Source organism: Rhizobacter sp. P5_C2, assembly GCF_054049715.1.
In genome coordinates this window covers 1-19,169 of sequence record NZ_JBFULV010000043.1, presented here as the reverse complement: position 1 = coordinate 19,169, position 19,169 = coordinate 1, and the positions used below count along the sequence as shown (strand labels likewise).

The following is a 19,169-nucleotide window of genomic DNA, read 5'->3' as shown; positions in this document are numbered from 1 at the left end:
CCATGTTCGGCAAGAAGAAACAACAAGCCGAGCTGAAATCCGGCGACGCCAAGTTCCTCAGCGAGGTCCGCGCCGCGCAGGTGATGGACGACATGTCGCGCGCGACCTGGACGCTGTACTTGATGGCCGTCGCGGTGATCGTCGCGATCGCGTGGGCCTCGACCGCGCGCGTCGACGAGATCACGCGTGCCGACGGCCGCGTGGTGCCCGACGGCAAGGAGCAGGTGATCGCGAGCCTCGAAGGCGGCATCCTGCGCGAGCTGTTCGTGCGCGAAGGCATGCAGGTGCAGGAGGGGCAGGAGCTGGCGCAGCTCGACCCGACGCGTTTCGAATCACAGCAGAACGAGGCCCAGGTCAAGCGCGCCGCGCTGCGCGGCACCGTCGCGCGGCTGACGGCCGAAGCGAACGGCCGGGCCTTGCAGTTCCCGTCCGACGTGTCGGCGCTGTCCAGCGTCGTCGAATCGGAGACCGATGCGTTCAACGCGCGCAAGCGCGGGCTCGATGAAGCGGTGCGCTCGAACGGCCGCAGCATCGAGCTGGTGATGAAGGAGCTGGGCGTCTCGGAGGCGATGTCCGCGAAGGGGCTGATGTCCGAGGTCGAGGTGATGCGGCTGCGCCGCCAGGTCAACGACCTGCACCTGCAATCGCAGGAGCGGGTGAACCGCTTTCGCCAGGACGCGAGCACCGAGCTCGTGCGGGTGCAGACCGACCTGGCGCAGATCGAGGAACAGCTCGCCGGCCGGCAGGATGTGCTGCGCCGCACGGTGCTGAAATCGCCGGTGCGCGGGCTGGTGAAGAACATCCGCTCGGTGACGGTGGGTGGCGTCGTGAGCCCGGGCGCCGCGATGATGGAGATCGTGCCGATCACCTCGCGCGTGCTGATCGAGGCGCGCGTGAAGCCGTCGGAGATCGGCTTCCTGCGGGTCGGGCAGACCGCAGAGGTCAAGCTCGCGGCCTACGACTACACGACCTACGGCGGGCTGAAGGGCAAGATCGAGTACATCAGCCCGGACGCGCTCGGCGACACCGAGAAGGCCGCCGCGCCGGACCAGACCTACTACCGCGTGATGCTGCGCACCGACCGCTCGACGCTGCGCGAGCGCGGCAAGCCGCTGACGGTGCTGCCGGGCATGACGGGCTCGGTGGAGGTGCGCACCGGCGAGCGCTCGGTGCTGAGCTTCTTGCTGCGGCCGATGCTGAAGTCGAAAGAGGCGTTTCGCGAACGGTGATTCTGGTTCGCTGGATGGTGCGTGGCAAAGGCGCGTGGGGGGAGGCCGTGGCGCGCCGGTCGGGTCGGTCCTCGCCCCTGGCGGGGCGAGAACTTCCCTCCGCTGACTGGTTTCGCGGCCCGTCGCCGAAACTCCCGTCACTCACTGCGTTCGTTGTGGTCAAACAGTCGGCGACAGTCAGTTCACGAAGCGTGCTGCGCACGCGGGCCACGAAACCAGTCAGCTCCGGCGACCCGCCCTGATTGGCGCTCCACGGCCTCCCCCCACGCGCCTTTGCGACACCGCCGTGCTCCTTTGGGGGTTGACCACCAAAGTGAAGGTTGATCCCCGGATTGCATCCGGGCTACCTGACCGCTCGCTTGGCCCCCGTAGCCCGGGTGACAACCCGGGATTCAACCCCCACTTGTTCGCTTGTCACCTCTCCCAAAAAGCGGTGGTGCCACAAAGGCGTGGGCGGGGAGGCTGTGGAGCGCCAATAAGGAGGGGGCGCCGGAGCTGGCTGGTTTCATGGCCCCGCGCGCAGCGCGATCGTGAACTGACTGTCACCGACTGTTTGACCACAACGAACGAAGTGAGTGGAGGGAGTTTCGGCGACGGGCCATGAAACCAGTCAGCGGAGGGTAGTCATTGCCCCGCCAGGGGCGATGACCGCACCTGACGGCGAGCCACAGCCTCCCCGCTCACGCCTTTGCCGCGCCAGAACCAGCCGCTCACCTCTCCCGCATGCTCTCGCCGGCGTGCTCGATGAGCGGCGACAGCAGGAAATCGATCACCCGGCGCGTGCCGATCTTCACCTCGGCCGACACCGACATCCCCGCACTCAGCGCCACCGTGCGCCCGTCGACCTCGATCGTGCCCTTGTCCAGCCGCACCCGCGTCGAGTAGACCAACCCGCGCTTCTCGTCGTTGATTGCATCGCTCGACACCGACGCCACGCGCGCGTGCAGCACGCCGTAGCGCGTGTACGGAAACGTCTCCACCTTCACCTCGGCCGACTGGCCCGGCACGATGAAGCCGATGTCACGGTTCTCGATCATCGCCTCGACCTCCAGCGGCATGTCGCGCGGCACCACCAGCATCAGCGGCTGCGCCGCCGTCACGACGCCACCGACCGTGTGCACCGCCAGCTGCTGCACCGTGCCGTCGACCGGCGCGAGCAGCCGCTGGGCATCGCGGCGCGAGGCCGCCTTGCGCAGGTCTTGTTCCAGCGCCGCCGCCTTCTGCTGCGCCGCGGTGATGCCGTCGAGCGCGCCGCGCCGCGCCTCGGCGATCAGCTGCTCGCGCTGCCGGCGCGATTGCAGCAGGCTGGCGTCGACCTCGGCCACGCGGCTCGTCAGCGCGGCCAGGTCGGCCTCCTGCTCGATGCGCGCCTGTTCGCGGTCGAGATACCCGTGCCGCGAAACGAAGTTCCTGTCGACCAGGTCCTTCAGGTCGGCCGCACGCTGGCGCGCGAGCGGCACGGTCTGCTCCAGCTTGTGCACCGATTCGAGCGTCGAGCGGCGGCTCGCCTCGCGCTGCGCCATCTCGGCGTCGAGCCGGGCCAGCCGCGCGAGGTGCTCGCCGATCTGGCCGGCCAGCATGCGGCGGGCCTCGTCGAAGTCGCCGTCGCCGACCGACGGCGGGCGCTGCAGCGGCGCGTCGTGCCCGCTGGCCACCGCGTCGAGCAGCGCCTGTCCGCGCGCGATCTGCAGCCGCGCCGCGGCCAGGTCGCCTTCGGTGCGGTCGAGGTCGGCCTGGGTGGCCGTCAGGTCGAGCTCGATCAGCAGGTCACCGGCACGCACCGCCTGGCCTTCGGTCACGCGGATCGCGCGCACCGTGCCGGGCTCCAGCGATTGCACCAGCTTGCTGCCTTCGGCCGGCACCACCTTGCCGGACGCGACYGCGACGATGTCGAGCCGCCCGATGCAGGCCCAGGCCACCGCCAGCGCGGCGAAGCCGAGCAGCAGCCCGATCGCGACATGCGGCGCCGGCGACAGCGGTGTCTCCTGCAGCGATTGCGCGGCCGGCAGGAACTGCAGTTCGTGCGGCAGCCGGCGCGGCGGCGCCAGCTCGGCGCGGGCGCCCCACGCGAGCCGCGACGCGCGGCCGTAGCGGCGCAGCAGGTCGCCGAAGGCCAGCAGGCGGACGGGCGTCTTCATGGTCGGCATTCCTTCTTGCGGAGGGGGCGGGGCGTCATCCGCGCTGCAGCCGGTGCAGCCGCGCGTAGTGCCCGGCCTCGCGCTGCAGCAGCTCGGCATGCGGGCCGGCTTCGACGATGCGGCCTTCGTCCATCACGACGATGCGGTGGGCATCGCGCACCGCCGACAAGCGGTGCGCAATGATGATCACGGTGCGGCCGCGGCAGATCGCCTTCATGTTGTCGTGCACGATGCGCTCGGATTCGACATCCAGCGCGCTGGTCGCCTCGTCGAACACCAGGATGCGCGGGTTGCCCATCAGCGCGCGCGCGATCGCCAGCCGCTGGCGCTGCCCGCCCGACAGCGTCGAGCCATGCTCGCCGACCAGCGTGTCGTAGCCCTCGGGCAGCGCGGTGATGAACTCGTGCGCGCCGGCCAGCGTCGCGGCCTGGATCACCGCGTCGAGCGGCGCGCCCGCATCGGCCAGCGCGATGTTCTCGCGGATGCTGCGGTTGAACAGCATGTTGTCCTGCAGCACCACGCCGATCTGGCGGCGCAGCGAACTCGATTCGATGGTCGACAGGTCGATGCCGTCGATCAGCACGCGCCCGCGCTCGGCCACGTACAGCCGCTGCAGCAGCTTCGCGAGCGTGCTCTTGCCCGAACCGGAGCGGCCGACGATGCCGATCACCTCGCCGGCGGCGATGTCGATCGACAGACTCTCGATCACCGGCGCGCGGTCGGGCCGGTAGCGGAACTGCACGTCGTCGAAGGTGATGCGGCCGCTGACGCGCGGCAGGCTGCCGCGCGCGCCGCCGCTTTCGGTGTGGGTGTCGAGGATGTCGCCGAGGCGCTGCATCGACACGCCGGTCTGCTGGAAGTCGGTCCACAGCTGGGCCAGCCGCATCACCGGCTGCGCGACCTGGCCGGCCAGCATGTTGAAGACGACGAGCTGGCCGACCGACATGCTGCCGTCGATGACCAGCCGCGCGCCGAAGTACAGCGTCGCGAGCGTCACCGCCTTCGACACCATCGAGACGCCGCCCTGCGCGAGGCTCGCGATCGTCGTGGTGCGGAAGCTCGCCGACACGTAGGCGGCAAGCTGCTGGTCCCAGCGGCGCGTCCACTGCGGCTCCACCGCCATCGACTTGACGGTGTCGATGCCGTTCACCGTCTCGACCAGGAAGGCCTGGTTCTCGGCACCGCGGTTGAACTTCTCGGCCAGGCGCGCGCGCAGCAGCGGCGTGAGGGCCAGCGACAGCAGCAGGTAGCACGGCAGCGAGGCCAGCACGATCAGCGTCAGCCAGCCGCTGTAGCACAGCATCACCGCGATGAAGACGACCGAGAACAGCAGGTCGAGCACCACGGTGATCGCATTGCCGGTCAGGAAGCTGCGGATGTTCTCGAGCTCGCGCACGCGTGCCACCGAATCGCCGACGCGCCGTGCCTGGAAGTAGGCGAGCGGCAGCGCCAGCAGGTGGCGGAACAGCCGCGCGCCGAGTTCGACGTCGATGCGGCTGGTGGTGTGCGCGAACACGTAGCTGCGCAAGGCCGTCAGCGCGACCTCGAACACCATCACCGTGCCCAGGCCGATCGCGATCACGTCGAGCGTCGTGAAGCCGCGGTGCACCAGCACCTTGTCCATCACCACCTGGAAGAACAGCGGCGTGACCAGCGCGAACAGCTGCAGCGCGAGGCTGACCAGCAGCACCTGGCCGAGCAGCCGGCGGTGGCGCACGACCGACGGGATGAACCAGGTGAAGTCGAACTTGCCCCATTCGCGGCCGGCCGAGACGCGCGACGCGAACAGGATCAGCTCGCCGGACCAACGGGCACGCAGCTCGTCGTGGCTCAGCAGTTCCGGGCGGCCGACCGCGGGGTCGTGGATCAGCACCCGGTCGCCGTCGACCTTCGCGATGATGAAGTAGTGCGGCGAGGCGGCGCCGGCGGTGTCTGCTGCAGGGGCCGCACAGGCGACGGCGGGCAGCGCGGTGGTGGCCAGCCGCTCGGGCGTGGTTCGGACGGCCTTGGCCTTCAGCTGCAGCTGTGCTGCGGCCTGCAGGATGTCGGCCGTGCCGAAGCTGCGGCCGCTGTCGACGAACTCGTGCGCGAGCTGCTCGCCGTCGGCGGCCACGCCGTGCAGGCGGGCCATCATCAACAGGCAGGCCAAGCCGCTGTCGGCGGGGCGGGCGGGGGCGGGCAGCTGCGCCGGTGCGGCGTCGTGGGCCATGGTCATGGTGCGATGCGCCTAGCTTTTCCAGTATTTGTTCATGGCTGTCAGGACGTCGTTGTAGCCGGTCGTCGTGGAAAGGTCCCCGGCTGTATCCGGCAGGTCGAAATCCGCCATCGCGGTGACCAAAGACGCCACATCGGTGGAACTCAGGGTCACGGTCTTGCCAGAGACCTTTGCAAGAATGCTTTCGATCTGGTGGGCGGTACCCAGGTACCAGTCATCGATCCAGATGATTCCAGCGGTGGAGTCGTCCGCGCCGCCGTAAACGTAGACTTCCAGATCGTTGCCGTCCTGCTTGAAAAACACTTGGCGTTTCGACACGTCGGTGTCCAAGGTGTCATCGCCACCGCTGTCGACGAGGACGTCGTCCCCATCCCCAGGAGTGAAGTTGTAGGTGTCATCGCCGTCGCCACCGTTGATCAGGTCATTGCCGCTGCTGCCCCACAGAACATCATTGCCGCCATAGCCGAACAGGGTGTCGTCGCCCTTTCCGCCCGAGAGCGTGTCATTCAGGTCTCCGCCGCGCAGGGTGTTCGCGCTATCGGTGCCGATGCGATCAAGCCCGGAGACCTCGGTGCGGATCTTGGCGAGGTTCCAGTCGGAGCCGTGGCCGCTCCATTGGATGATCTGCAGTGGGTTCGAGGTGTTGCCGTCGTCGGCGCTGAAGCTGAAGTCCTCCACCGTGATCTGGTTGGTGTCATCAAGGTCGTCCTTGTCCATGTAGATCACCAGCGACGTTCCTTTCCTGGTCACCAGCACGCTGCTGCTGCTGATGCTGTTGTTTGAGATGCCCAGCGTATTGACCTCGTCGGTCGTGTCGCCGCTGGCGGCCAGCGTGTCCTGCCCGTCGCCGAAGTAAAAATATTGGTCATTGCCCTTGCCACCGTCGAGGACGTCGTTCCCCCCCTGACCCAACAGCGTGTCGTTGCCATCGCCTCCGTACATCACATCGTCGCCGGCTCCGCCGATCAACGTGTCTTTGCCGTCGTACCCGAACAGCGTGTCGTCGCCCGCGCCCCCGTAGAGCGAGTCGTTCAGGTCCGCGCCGCGCACCGTGTCGTCGCCGTCGGTGCCGGTGCGCTTGATCCCGCCGACCTTGCCGCGGATCGTGGCGAGATCCCAGGTGGCGCCGCCCACCGTGATGGTCTGCAGCGGGCTCGAGGTGTTGCCGTCGCCGGCGCTGAAGCTGAAGTCCTCCACCGTGATCTGGTCGGTGTTGTCGGTGTCGGTCTTGTTCAGGTAGATGACCAGCGAGGTTCCCATCCGGGTCAACGCCAGGTCGCTGCTGGCGACGTCCGATCCGAACGCGAGCGTGTTGGTGTCGGTCGCGTTCCCGCCCGCGGCCAGGGTGTCCTGCCCATCACCCTTGTTGAACGCGTAGGTGTCGTCGCCCAGCCCGCCGTTGATGGAGTCGTCCCCGAGGCCGCCGGTCAGCAGGTCCTTGCCGGCCAGTCCGGTCAGCGTGTCGTCGCCGTCCAGCCCGGTCAGCGTGTCGTTGCCCACCGTGCCGCCCAGCCGGTTGTCGTCCTCGTCGCCGGTCGACGCGACGCCGGTGATGTGGTCGAGGATGTCGGCCATGCCCCAGGGGGTGGTCGAACCGCTGAAGGCGATGTTCTGCACCGGGCTGTAGTCGCTGCCGCTGCCGGTGAAGTCGAAATTGTTCACCGTGATCTTGTCGGTGTTGCTCTTGTCGACCTTGTTGAACTCGACGATCAGCGCACCCTTCAACTGCGTCAGCACGATGTCGTCGGTGGTGTAGTCGTCGAGCTGCAAGCTGCTGTTCTTGCCCGGCGCGGTGTCGCGGTAGCCCATCAGCGAATCCTGGCCGTCGCCGTTCGCGAACTCGTAGGTGTTGTCGCCGGTGCCGCCGGTGAGGGTGTCGTTGCCCGCACCGCCTTTCAAGGTGTCGTTGCCGGCGCGGCCGTCCAGCGTGTCGTTGCCGTAGCTGCCGCTGATGCTGTCGGCGTCGACGGTGCCGCGCAGGATGTCCGTCCCCGAGGTGCCGCCATACAGCTTCGCCAGGATGCCGCTGAGGTCGAGGCTGAACTTGCCGTGGCTGTCGGCGCTGTCGAAGCTGATGGTCTGCAGCGGGTTGTACGGATTGGACGCCGTGTCGCCGTACAGGAAGTTCTCGACGGTGATCTGGTCGGTGGCGTCTCCGCTGAGGCCGATGATCAGCGAGGTCCCCGAGGTTTCGAGCACCAGCTTGTCGGCCGACAGGAGCGGGTCGACGATGTGCAAGGTGTCGTTGCGGCCGACGGTGTTGTCCGATGCATCGACGGTGATCACGTCCAGGCCGTCGCCGACGCTGAACTGGTAGACGTCGTCGCCCTTGCCGCCGATCAGGGTGTCGTTGCCCTTGTGGCCGATCAGCGTGTCGGAACCGGTGGTGCCGACCAGCTTGTCGCTGCCGCCCGTGCCGGTGTCGGTCTGCTCGACGATCCAGGCGATGTCCTTGGTCGCGTCCTTGAAGGCGATGGATTGCAGCGGGTTGTAGGCGTTGTACGGGTTGTTGAGCAGGAAGAAGCCCTTCGCGGTGACTTGGTCGCCGGCAGTGGGCGTGCCGATGACGAGATCGGAGCCGCTGCGCGTGAGCGTGGCCTCGCTGCTCTGGAGGTACTTCAGCTCGAGCGTGTCGGTCCGGCCGACCGTGGTGTCGCGGCTGAGCGAGAGCGTGTCCGAGCCGTCGCCTTGCTCGAACACGCAGGTGTCGTTGCCCTTGCCGCCGTCGATGGTGTCGTTGCCCTTGCCGCCGTCGATCCGGTCGTCGGCATCGGTGCCCTTGAGGGTCTGGGCGCTGTCGTCGCCGGAGGTCGAACCCGTGCTGCCCGAGGCGACGACCTTGCCCTGGATGTCGGCGAGGGTCCAGCTGGCCTTGATGGGGTCGCCCTTCGCATCAGTCCCCGTCGTGACGCCGTCGAAGGTGATGGCTTGCAGCGGGTTGTAGGTCGAATCGCTGTTCAGTGCGAACGAGAAGTTCTTGACGGTGAACGACTCCTTGTTCGTCGCGGTGAACGCGTTCAGCGTGATGACCAGGTCCGAACCCGAGCGGGTCAGCTTGACGTCGCTCTCCACGATGCCCGCCCTGAAGACCAGCGTGTTGCTCTTGCCGCTGGCGTCGTCGTAGACCCCCAGCAGCGTGTCCGCGCCCTCGCCCAGCCCGAACCAGTAGCTGTCGTTGCCCTTGCCGCCGTCGATCAGGTCGTTGCCGGCACCGCCCTCGATCCGGTCGTCGCCGCCGCGGCCATCGATGGTGTCGTTGCCCGCCAGCGCGGTGATGGTGTCGGCGCCGGCGGTGCCGCGCAGTGTGTCGGCGCTGCTGCTGCCTTTGTACAGCTGCGCGAGGATCCCGGCGACATCGAGACTGGTTTCGTCGTCGAACTCGATCTTCTGCAGCGGGTTGTAGCCGTTGCCGGTGTCGTCCTGGTAGAGGAACTTGTCGACCGTGATCTGGTCGCCGTTCGTGCCGACCTTGATCACGAGCGAGGTGCCCGAGGTGCCGAAGGTCAGCGAGTTGGCGGTGACCTTCGAGGCGCCCACGACGGGGGATGTGTGGATCTCCAGCACGTCCAGCCGGTCGGCTTGCGTGTCCTGCGTCAGCGAGGTGATCAGGTCCCGGCCGTCGCCGACGGTGAACTCGATCRTGTCGTTGCCCTTGCCGCCGATGAGGGTGTCGTTGCCGAGGCCGCCGGAGATCACGTCGTTGCCGGAGGTGCCCACCAGCCGGTCGTTGCCGGTGCCGCCGGTGTTCATCTTCGTGATCAGCTCGGCAATGTCGTAGTCGGCGATCGGCGTCTGGGGCGTCTTGCCGTCCGCGCTCATGAAGGTGATCTTCTGCAGCGGGTTGTAGTCGTTGTACGGATCGTCGTTGAAGAAGAAGAGCTTCGCCGTGATGCTGTCGCCGGGCTTGCCGCTGAAACCGATCACGAGGTCGCTGCCGCTGCGGCTCAGCAGCAGGTCCGTGGCCGCTATGCCGTTCAGCTGCAGCGTGTTGCTGGGCGTGGTGTCGTGGGTCGAGAGGAGCGTGTCCTGCCCGTCGCCCGCGCGGTAGACACAGGTGTCATCGCCCAGGCCGCCGGTGATCGTGTCGTTGCCGGTGCCGCCGGTCAGGGTGTCGGCCCCGGTGGTGCCGGTGAGCTGGTCCGCCCCGGTGGTGGGGCTGTTGCTGGTGCCGCCGGAGCCGGCCGCGGCCACGGCGGCCTGCAGCATCGCGAAGGTCCAGGTGGTCTGCGTGCCGTCGAAGATGATCTGCTGCAGCGGGTTGTAGCCGTTGTCGGTGCCGGCGGTGAAGGAGAAGCCTTCGACGGTGATCGTGCTCGCCGGGATCGTGCCGGCGCCCTTGATGCCGATGAGCAGTGAGCTGCCCGAGCGGGTGAGCGAGACGTCGTCGGCCGTGATGCCCGAGGCGAAGTGCAGGATGTTGTTCTTGTTGGCGTTGCTGTCGCTCTGCAGCTTGATCAGGTCGTTGCCGTCGCCGCGGGTGTAGTCGTACGCGTCGTTGCCGGTGCCGCCGTTGAGCGTGTCGTCGCCCGCGCCGCCCACCAGGGTGTCGTCGCCGGCGCGCCCGTCGATCAGGTCGCCGCCGGCCAGGCCGGTGATCGAGTCGTTGCCGCTGGTGCCGTGCTGGTTGTCCGCGCCGGCGGTGCCGGCGTACAGCGCCTTCAGGATGGCGGCGACGTCCATCGGGGCCGTCGAGTCGCCTTTCAGCGTGGTGACCTTGTCGTCGGCGAAGGTGATGGACTGCAACGGGCCGTAGGTGTTGACCGCGCTGTCGTTGTAGAGGAACTTCTCGACGGTGATCTCGTCGGTCGAGCCGGCGAAGCGGATCAGCAGCGAGGTTCCCCCGCTGCCGGTGCTCGCGAAGCTGAGGTCGTTGCGCGACAGGCCGGTGCCGAGCGCCAGCGTGTCGGTGTGGGCGCTGCTCAAGTCGTACGAGGCGGCGATCAGGTCCTTGCCGTCGCCGCGGTTGAACCGGTATTCGTCGTTGCCGGCGCCGCCGGTGAGGGTGTCGTTGCCGGCGCCGCCGATCAGCGTGTCGGCGCCGGCGGTGCCGCGCAGGTCGTCGTCGCCGCTGCCGCCGGTGGTCAGGGCCGTGATGATCGACGCGATCGAGAGCCCGTCGAGCGGGTCTTGCGCGGTGCTGCCGTTCGCGCTCATGAAGGTGATGCGCTGCAGCGGGTTGAAATCGTTGTACGGATCGTTGCCGAGGAAGAAGAGCTTCACCGTGATGCTGTCGCTCGTCGTGCCCTTGAAGCCGATCACCAGGTCGTTGCCGGACCGGCTGAACTGCAGGTCGGCGGACGCGATGCCATTGAGCTGCAGCGTGTCGACCTTGTTGCCCGCGGTGTCGTAGGTGGCGGCGATGGTGTCCTGGCCGCCGCCCGCCGCGTAGATGCAGGTGTCGCTGCCCTTGCCGCCGTCGAACTGCTCGCTGCCTGCGGTGCCGGTCAGGGTGTTGTCGCCGGCATCGCCTTCTGTGTTCCTGGTGCTCATCCGCGGGTCCTGGGGCTGAATTGATCGCGCAGCTTAGGAGGCGGCTCTTCGGCCCGTCTACGGTCCAAAGCGACAGGCGAACGGAACTGGCAGCGAAAGCCGGTCATTTTCCGGACATCGCTCACGGGCCTGCCGCGGTGTACTTCCAGGGTGCCGCAGCTGCGGTCGTTCCTGGAGTCCCGTGTCATGACCGTCCGCCTGTCCTACACCCTGCGCCTTGCCGGCGTGCTGGTGGCCACCGCCGTCGCGCTGCCTGCGGTTGCCCGCTGCATCGATGACGAAGGTGTGGAGTCCAGCGTCAGCTACGGCGGCAGGCCGGTGGCGGGCGATGCCGGCGGGCCGCGCGCGTCGCTGCAATCGATGGTCCAGGAGGCCGTGCGGCGCAGCCAGTCGATCGGCGCGGCCAGGCTGCTGGCCGAGGCGGCCGCGGCCGATGTCGACGAGACCCGCATGTCCAGCCGCCCGCAGGCCGGCTTGACCGGCACGCTGGGCCGCGTCGGCACGTCGGCCCCCAACACCGAATCCCTCAGCGGCAACCAGGCCCGCCTGGGCGTCAGCATCAGCGCGCCGCTGTTCGACGGCGGTCGCATCACCCAGCTGACCGACTGGCGCAGCCACCTGGCCGAGGCCGCGCGCCAGGGCCAGCTGAGCGCGCAGGAGCAGGTCGCGCTGACGACCGTGTCGCTCGCGCTCGACCGCAGCCGCTACCGCATGCAGGCGCAGGTCTACCAGCAGTACTCGCGCAAGATGAGCTGCCTGGTCGAGGCGCTGGAAACCATCGTGCGCGCCGACAAGGGCCGCACCAGCGAGCTGGTGCAGGCGCAGAAGAACCAGCAGCAGGCCGACCTGCAGCAGGTGCAGACGCTGTCGATGGTGCGCCAGATCGAGGTCAAGCTGCGCCGCTTCGTCGGCGACGGGTTGCCGCCGACCGAAGGCCTGTCGTCGGTGCTGCTCGACGTGCCCAAGCTCGACGAGCTGCTGGCCCAGGCCGACCGCGCCGCCGAGATCGCCCAGCTCGACCAGCAGGCCGAGGCGGCCGACAGCTACGCCCGCGCGGTGGTGGCCGGCCAGAAGCCGCAGGTCAACTGGACGGTGGGCGGCAGCAAGGCCAAGGGCGCCGGCGACGGCACCAACTGGTCGGCCGGCGTGAGCTTCAACATCCCGCTCTACAACGCCAGCAACGATTACTCCAGCGCCGCCGCGCGCAAGCGTGCCGAGGCCGCCAGGCTGCAGCGCGCCGACGCGCTGGAAGGCCGGCGCTTCCGCATGAGCGAGGTGCACGAGCAGGCCACCTCCGCCTTCGACCGCGCGCAGCGCGTGATCTCGGTGCTGCGCGACAGCGACCGGGTGCGCAACTTCACGCTGCAGCAATGGCAGCAGCTCGGCCGCCGTTCGCTGTTCGACGTGATGGCCGCCGAGGGCGACCACTACGGCCTGCGCGTCGCCTACGTCAATGCGCTGTACGACGGCGAGCAGGCGAATGCGCTGCTGCGCTCGCTCGGGCTGGGCATCGGCGCCTGGCTGCAATGACCTTCCTCTGATCCGGACCACGCGGAAAGACACCGACACCATGGGAACCAACGACACCAGCCTGCTGGCACCGCACGCACTGCATCCGCAGGCCTTCATCGACCCGGAAGCCCATGTGCACGGCGACTGCGTCGTCAAGAGCGGCGCCCACATCTGCCGCGGCGTGGTCATCGAGGCCGGCTGCCAGATCGGCGCCAACGTCGTGTTCGTCGAGGCCGAAGGCCACGAGCCGGTCGGCACGACGGTGCGCCGCCAGGCCTGGATCGGAGCCAACTCGACGATCTACGGCGGCCTGACGATCGCCGCGAAGGCGGTCGTGCGCCCCGGCTCGGTGGTCACGCGCTCGGTGCCCCCGGGCGCGATCGTCGAAGGCAACCCGGCCGCGATCGTCGGCTATGTCGACACCGACAAGGGCCCGGCGAGCGCGCTGCACCTGCCGAGCGCCGCCAACGGCTTCAAGATCGAGACCACGCCGGTGCACGGCGTCACGGTGCACCACTTCCCGGTGATCCACGACCTGCGCGGCGACCTGACGGTCGGCGAGTTCGACCGCCACGTGCCGTTCAAGCCGCTGCGCTACTTCATGGTGTTCGGCGTGCCCAGCCGCGAGATCCGCGGCGAGCATGCGCACCACCGCTGCCACCAGTTCCTGATCTGCCTGCGCGGCAGCTGCGCGGTGGTGGCCGACGACGGCAAGCGCCGCGTCGAGGTGGTGCTCGATTCGCCGCAGCGCGGGCTGTACCTGCCGCCGATGACCTGGGGCGTGCAGTACAAGTACTCGCCGGACGCGATGCTGATGGTGTTCGCCTCCGACTACTACGACGCGGCGGACTACATCCGCGACTACGGCGTCTTCACCGACCTGGTCGCTTCGGCATGACCGCGCCGCGGCTGGGCAAGGCGGCGCGGCTGCAGGGCAAGACGCTGGTGTTCCGCGATGCCGCGGTCGCCGACGCCGAGTTCATCCTCGGGCTGCGCACCGACGAGACCAAGTCGCGCCACCTGTCGCGCACCTCCGGCGCGCTGGCCGACCAGCAGGCCTGGCTGGCCGCCTACGCCCAGCGCGACGGCGAGGCCTATTTCGTGATCGAGAGCCTGGCCGGCGACAAGCTCGGCACCGTGCGGCTCTACGACGCCCGCGTGATCGACGGCCACGGCAGCTTCTGCTGGGGCAGCTGGATCCTGTCGGACGCGGCACCGTCGTCGGCCGCGATCGAGTCGGCGCTGATGGTCTACGCGTATGCCCTCTATACCCTGGGCTTTACGAATGCGCACTTTCAGGTCAACCTCGCGAATGAGCGCGTCTGCGCCTTCCACGAGCGCTTCGGCGCCCAGCGGGTCTCGCAGGACGATGTCGAGATCGAGTACACGCTGGCGAACGCGGCGATCCGTGAGGCGATGAAGCGCTATGCCCGTTTCCTGCCCGACCCTCTCAAGGTGAGCATCTGACATGGTTCCCTTCCTCGACCTGAAGTCCGTGCAGCTGCAGCAGCGTGCCGAGCTGGTGGCCGCTTTCGAGCGCGTGCTCGATTCGGGCTGGTACATCATGGGCGACGAGCTGAAGCGCTTCGAGCAGGAGTACGCGGCCTACTGCGGCGCGGCGCACTGCGTGGGCGTGGCCAACGGGCTCGAGGCGCTGAGCCTCGCGCTGCGCGCGCTCGACATCGGCGCCGGTGACGAGGTGATCGTGCCGTCCAACACCTACATCGCGACCTGGCTGGCCGTGACGCACGTCGGCGCGACGCCGGTGCCGGTCGAGCCCGACGAGCGCACGCACAACATCGACCCGGCGCGGCTCGAGGCGGCCATCACGCCGCGCACCAAGGCCATCATGCCGGTACACCTGTACGGCCAGCCGGCCGACATGGGCCCCATTCTGGAGATCGCGCGCCGTCACGGCCTGAAGGTCGTCGAGGACGGTGCGCAAGCGCATGCCGCGCGTTACAAGGGCGAGCGCCTGGGCGCGCACGGTGATGCGGTGGCCTGGAGCTTCTACCCCGGCAAGAACCTCGGCGCGCTCGGCGACGGCGGTGCCGTCACGACGCACGACGAAGGCGTCGCAGCGCGCCTGCGCGAGCTGCGCAACTACGGCTCGAAGGTCAAGTACCACAACGAGGTGATCGGCTGGAACTCGCGGCTCGACGAGCTGCAGGCCGCGCTGCTGCGCGTCAAGCTGCCGAAGCTCGAAGCCGACAACAGGCACCGCGCCGCGGTCGCGCAGCGCTACCTGCAAGGCCTGGCCGGGCTCGACCTGGTGCTGCCGGTGGTGCCGGCCTGGGCCGAGCCGGCCTGGCACCTGTTCGTCGTGCGGCACCGCCAGCGCGATGCCCTCGCGAAGCGGCTGGCCGATGCCGGCATCGGCACGGTGATCCACTATCCGGTCGCGCCGCACCTGCAGCCGGCGTATGCCACGCTGGGCCTCGAGCGAGGGGCCTTGCCGATTTCAGAGGCGATGCACGCGCAGGTGCTGAGCCTGCCGATCGGGCCGACCCAGAGCGTGGAGCAGACCGAGCAGGTGATCCACGCGGTGCAGGAAGCGGTGAACGCGGTGGCGGCACTGGGCTGAACGCGATGAACATCACGACGCTGATCCCCGCCTACAAGACCCGCTACATCCTCGACCTGCTGAACTCGCTGCGCTACCAGACGCGGCCGTCGCAGAAGGTCATCATTTCCGACGACAGCCCGCACGGCGAATTCCGCGAGGTCTTCTTCTCCGAGCCCTACAAGCCGCTGCTGGCGGGCCTGGACATCGAGTTCCACGAGGGCCCGCGCAACGGCGCGTACGAGAACCTGAAGCAGCTGGTGCGGCTGTGGGACGGCCGCTCCGAGCTGGTGCACGTGATGCTCGACGACGACGTGATGTACCCCGAGTTCTACGAGCGCCACCTGGTGGCGCATGCGTCGGCCAACTTCTCGTGCTCGGTCAGCCGGCGCTGGGTGGCCAACGAGCTGGGCCATCCGATGACCGGGCAGCCGGTGCCGGCGGCGATCGCCCACAACGCCAGCCGGATGATCGCGTTGAGCGACGACGTGATGTTCATGAGCACGGTGGCCGAGTGCAAGAACTACTTCGGCGAGTTCTCGAACGCGATCTTTCGCGCCGACTGCGCCGACCTGCTGCTGAAGCCGGCGCTCGGCGACGTGTCGTATGCCGGGCTGTGGGACCTGGGCGCGTTCGTGGCGGCCAGCATCCGCCGCCCGCTGTGCCACATCCAGGACCACCTGGGCTACTTCCGCATCAGCGCGGGGCAGAACTCGTCGAACGTCAACAGCCCGTTCATGAAGGGCGCGCACCTGGGCTTCGTCGCGCTGGCGGTCGGCGGGCACCGCATCGGCCGCCTGAGCACCGAACTGCTGCAGCAGTGCTGCCGCATCATCCAGCCGGCGCTGAACGTGCGCTACGGCAGCCAGCCCGACATGCAGCCGTTCTGCGCGCTGCTGCCCGAGCTGGCGGCGGGCACGGCCGGCGCCGAAGAGCGCTTCATCGCCGCGTGGAACGACTTCCTCGCGACACACGGCTTCTGAGCACGCCCCCGAGCACGCCGCGATGATGCTGAAGCTCGATCGCTACAAGACCTGGATCTCGAAGAGCAACCCGTTCGAGCTCGAGACCTGGGTGCGGGCGCTGCTGGTGCACTACTTCTTCCATGTGTCGGACAAGGCGGCCGTCGAGGTCACCGCGGCGCAGGACGGTGCCGCGCGCGTCGTCAACCTGCTGACGCCGACCGTCTTCAAGGGCGCAGGCCGCATCCGCCTGGCACCCACCGTGGTGTTCGGCGTGCCGCGCTCGCCGGGCAGCTACTCGTGCAGCTACATCGAGGCGCGCACGCCGCAATCGCTGATCGAGATCGGCGATGGCACGACGATCAACAACCGCGCGGTGATCGTGTCCGAGGGCGCGGCCATCCACATCGGCCGGCGCTGCCTGATCGGCTCGGAGTTCCAGGTGATGGACTCCAACGCGCACCAGCTGGCGCTCGGCCAGCGGCACCTGCCGGACCAGCAGCCGCGGCCGGTGGTGATCGAGGACGAGGTGTTCATCGGCAGCCGCGTGACGCTGCTGAAAGGCTGCCGCATCGGGCGCGGCAGCGTGATCGCGGCCGGCACGGTGGTGCCGCCGAAGTTCGATGCACCGCCGCTGTCGGTGATCGCCGGGAACCCGGCGGTGATCGTCGGGCAGGTGCAGGCACCCGCTTGAACCAAGCAGCCTTTCCAACAAACCAGGAGACGAGAACATGCACGACGAACTCATCGCATCGGTGGCCAACGACTGGTGGTACTACAACGTCGAGCTGGCGCCGGGGCTGATCACCAAGGGCACGCACATGCCGCGCGTGCCGATGATGCCGCGCATGCTGCTGCGCAACGCGAACCTGCAAGGCATGGACTGCCTGGACATCGGCAGCATGGAGGGCCTGATCCCGACGCTGATGACGCGCCAGGGCGCGAAGCGCGTGCTGGCGACCGACGCGCTGCCGCACTGCGAGAAGAAGATGAACGCGATCAAGACGATCTACGGCGTCAACTTCGACTTCAAGCAGATCGGGCTGCTGTACGACCTGAGCGTGAAGCTGAAGGACGAGGGCGGTTTCGACTTCATCAACCTGTCGGGCGTGCTGTACCACGTGTTCTCGCCGATGCACGTGCTGGCGGGGATCCGGCCGCTGCTGAAGAAGAACGGGCTGATGATCGTGTCGACCAACGTGATGCGCCGCGAAGGCCACACGCTGGAATACAACCACCGCGGCAACCTGCAGCGCGAGACGAACACCTTCTGGTACCACTCGGTGCCGATGCTCGAATCGCTGATCCGCCTCTTCAAGATGGTGCCGATCGACTGCTACTACTGCCCGCATTCGGATGTGAACCCGGCCAACTTCGCGCCGGGGGTCGACAGCGGCTACATGTCGGTGATGTGCAGGGCGGTCGACGACGGCGACATCCAGGACGGCGACGCGTGGGCGGCCGGGGCGCGGATGGCGTCGTGGGAGTTCCTGTCGCTGTGCAACGGCGAGATGATGAACGGGCAACCCCGCTCGACCATCTCGTACCGCGGCGACCAGGATTCAGGCGGCAAGGCGACCAAGGGCATCGACCTGTTCCAGACCATTGCCGACGAGCGGCATGTGGTGCGGGCGGTGGATGATTCGCGCAATGCGCATACCTTGCGGTTGGCGGACATGTACTGAGTACGCTGCTGCACGCGGTGCCTCAAGCCACCGCCGGCAACCGAAACACCGCCACCGCGTCCACCAGCCGCTGCGCCTGCAGCTCGCCGGCCGCGAGGTCGAAGCCCGCCGCGGTGAAGGCGGCGTAACCCTGCCGGTAGCCTTCGCCCATGCGGGCATGCGCCTGCGCGAACTTCCCCACCAGCGTTCGGCTTTCGCCAGACCCGCTGCTTGACCGGCGGGGGATTTAAATCAACGGACCGTTGCGCTGGGCGTCTTCGGCAAGCAGCCGATGCTGTTCGGCGCTGAGGGCCGGGTTGGGCAGGTGGGCGGCCGGTGCCGAGGCGACCGCGGTCGCCGGGTGCGCGGCGTCATGCGCCAGTACCTCGCCGGCCGGGGCCGCCAACAACTCGTTCAACTGCACGGTCGGCGCCGCGACCTTCTCCTTCGCGAACCACACATCCGCCATCTGGTGCTGCGAGCCGTCGCTCATCGTCACGCTCGACACCAGCCCCAGCAGGTTCCCGTGGTCGACCTGGCGGCCCGTGAGCGCATGCAGGTCCAGCGACACGACCCCCACGTCCGCCAGCGATTTCAGCTCGCCCGCATCCGTCTTGCCGTCGTGGTTCGCGTCGACCCACACGCGCAAGTCCTTGAAAGCGGCATCGGCGGCGCTGATCACGCCGTCGTGGTTGCCGTCCAGCTGCCCCAGTGCGGCATAGCCGTTCGCCGCGCGCGTGCCGTCGGCCAGCCGGGTGCCGATGCCGAACAGCTCGCCGCCGTCGTTGATCACGCCGTCGTGGTTGCGGTCCAGCGCCAGCAGCGCCGAGCCTTCCGCGACCCACCCGCTGCGCGATGCGCTGCCGGTGGCTGCGAGGTCGAAGCTCACGCCCTGGCTCGCCGCGCTCGTGTGGATGCCGGTGCCGGCCAGGTCGAGCACGATCGGCGTCACCGACAGCAGCGCCGAGATCTGCGCGCCCGTCATCACGCCGAGATCCTCCGGCGTGATCGCGGCCACTTGCTGCAGCGACATCGCGGCGATGTCGGCCGTCTCCAGCGCCACCGTCTGCGCGGTCGTCAGTGCGGCGATGTGGTCGGTGCTCAACCCGGCGATCTGGTCGGTGCCCAGCGCGACGATCTGTGCCGTCGTCAGCGCGGCGAACTGGTGGGTGCTCAAGACTCCGAGCTGGTCGCTGCCGAGCGCGTGGAAGGCGGCGGTGCTGAGGGCTCGCAGGTCCTGCGTCTCCATCGCCGCCACCTGGGTGGCGTCGAGCCCGGCTGCCTGCGCGCTGGTCAATGCGGCGAACTGGGCGGTGCTCATCGCGACGATCTCGTCGGTCGTCAGCGCGGCAACGGCCGCGGCGCCGAGCGCCCGCACCGCGCCGCTGCTCAGCGC

General features: G+C 68.5%; 12 protein-coding genes and 1 pseudogene. 8 read left to right on the top strand and 5 right to left on the bottom strand.

The features are described from left to right. Positions 1–2: 2 nt before the first annotated feature. Complete coding sequence (locus ACXJLU_RS17275; protein ID WP_073467122.1) at positions 3–1,229, top strand: HlyD family type I secretion periplasmic adaptor subunit; 1,227 nt, start codon at positions 3–5, stop codon at positions 1,227–1,229. 710 nt (positions 1,230–1,939) lie between these two features. Here the strand turns inward: ACXJLU_RS17275 and ACXJLU_RS17270 are convergent. The 3 genes from ACXJLU_RS17270 to ACXJLU_RS17260 are packed head-to-tail and all read right to left on the bottom strand — an operon-like array spanning position 1,940 to position 11,072. Continuing rightward, positions 1,940–3,367 (bottom strand): HlyD family type I secretion periplasmic adaptor subunit, encoded by a 1,428-nt coding sequence (locus ACXJLU_RS17270; protein ID WP_457333004.1) that lies wholly within the window; start codon positions 3,365–3,367, stop codon positions 1,940–1,942. Between the two features lie 34 nt (positions 3,368–3,401). Continuing rightward, positions 3,402–5,576: a type I secretion system permease/ATPase gene (locus tag ACXJLU_RS17265; protein ID WP_457333061.1), complete on the bottom strand. Its 2,175-nt coding sequence runs from the start codon at positions 5,574–5,576 to the stop codon at positions 3,402–3,404. Between the two features lie 18 nt (positions 5,577–5,594). Continuing rightward, positions 5,595–11,072 carry a beta strand repeat-containing protein gene (locus ACXJLU_RS17260; RefSeq protein WP_457333003.1) on the bottom strand — a complete coding sequence of 1,826 codons (5,478 nt, stop codon included), beginning with the start codon at positions 11,070–11,072 and terminating at the stop codon, positions 5,595–5,597. A 186-nt stretch (positions 11,073–11,258) separates the two neighbouring features. Between ACXJLU_RS17260 and ACXJLU_RS17255 the strand changes: the two genes are divergently transcribed. Genes ACXJLU_RS17255 through ACXJLU_RS17225 form a run of 7 tightly spaced genes read left to right on the top strand, consistent with a single transcriptional unit; the run spans position 11,259 to position 17,794 of the window. After that, positions 11,259–12,602, top strand: a complete 1,344-nt coding sequence (locus ACXJLU_RS17255; protein ID WP_457333001.1) for a TolC family protein — start codon at positions 11,259–11,261, stop codon at positions 12,600–12,602. 40 nt (positions 12,603–12,642) lie between these two features. After that, complete coding sequence (locus ACXJLU_RS17250; protein WP_457332999.1) at positions 12,643–13,482, top strand: WxcM-like domain-containing protein; 840 nt, start codon at positions 12,643–12,645, stop codon at positions 13,480–13,482. After that, positions 13,479–14,051 (top strand): GNAT family N-acetyltransferase, encoded by a 573-nt coding sequence (locus ACXJLU_RS17245; protein ID WP_457332997.1) that lies wholly within the window; start codon positions 13,479–13,481, stop codon positions 14,049–14,051. Before ACXJLU_RS17250 ends, ACXJLU_RS17245 begins: the two co-directional genes overlap by 4 nt. A 1-nt stretch (position 14,052) precedes the next feature. Further along, positions 14,053–15,168 (top strand): DegT/DnrJ/EryC1/StrS family aminotransferase, encoded by a 1,116-nt coding sequence (locus tag ACXJLU_RS17240; protein ID WP_457332995.1) that lies wholly within the window; start codon positions 14,053–14,055, stop codon positions 15,166–15,168. A gap of 5 nt (positions 15,169–15,173) precedes the next feature. Beyond that, on the top strand, positions 15,174–16,130 hold the full coding sequence (locus ACXJLU_RS17235; RefSeq protein ID WP_073465422.1) for a glycosyltransferase family A protein: 957 nt from the start codon (positions 15,174–15,176) through the stop codon (positions 16,128–16,130). 22 nt (positions 16,131–16,152) lie between these two features. Then, a complete protein-coding gene (locus ACXJLU_RS17230; protein ID WP_457332993.1) occupies positions 16,153–16,803 on the top strand; it encodes an acyltransferase in 651 nt (216 codons plus the stop codon). Between the two features lie 37 nt (positions 16,804–16,840). Next, on the top strand, positions 16,841–17,794 hold the full coding sequence (locus tag ACXJLU_RS17225; protein ID WP_056811835.1) for a class I SAM-dependent methyltransferase: 954 nt from the start codon (positions 16,841–16,843) through the stop codon (positions 17,792–17,794). 22 nt (positions 17,795–17,816) lie between these two features. Here the strand turns inward: ACXJLU_RS17225 and ACXJLU_RS17220 are convergent, their stop codons facing one another. Both ACXJLU_RS17220 and ACXJLU_RS17215 read right to left on the bottom strand, forming a co-directional pair. Beyond that, positions 17,817–17,975, bottom strand: a complete 159-nt coding sequence (locus ACXJLU_RS17220; RefSeq protein ID WP_457332991.1) for a hypothetical protein — start codon at positions 17,973–17,975, stop codon at positions 17,817–17,819. Between the two features lie 45 nt (positions 17,976–18,020). Continuing rightward, a pseudogene (locus ACXJLU_RS17215) lies at positions 18,021–19,169 on the bottom strand (heme utilization protein); the annotation flags it as partial.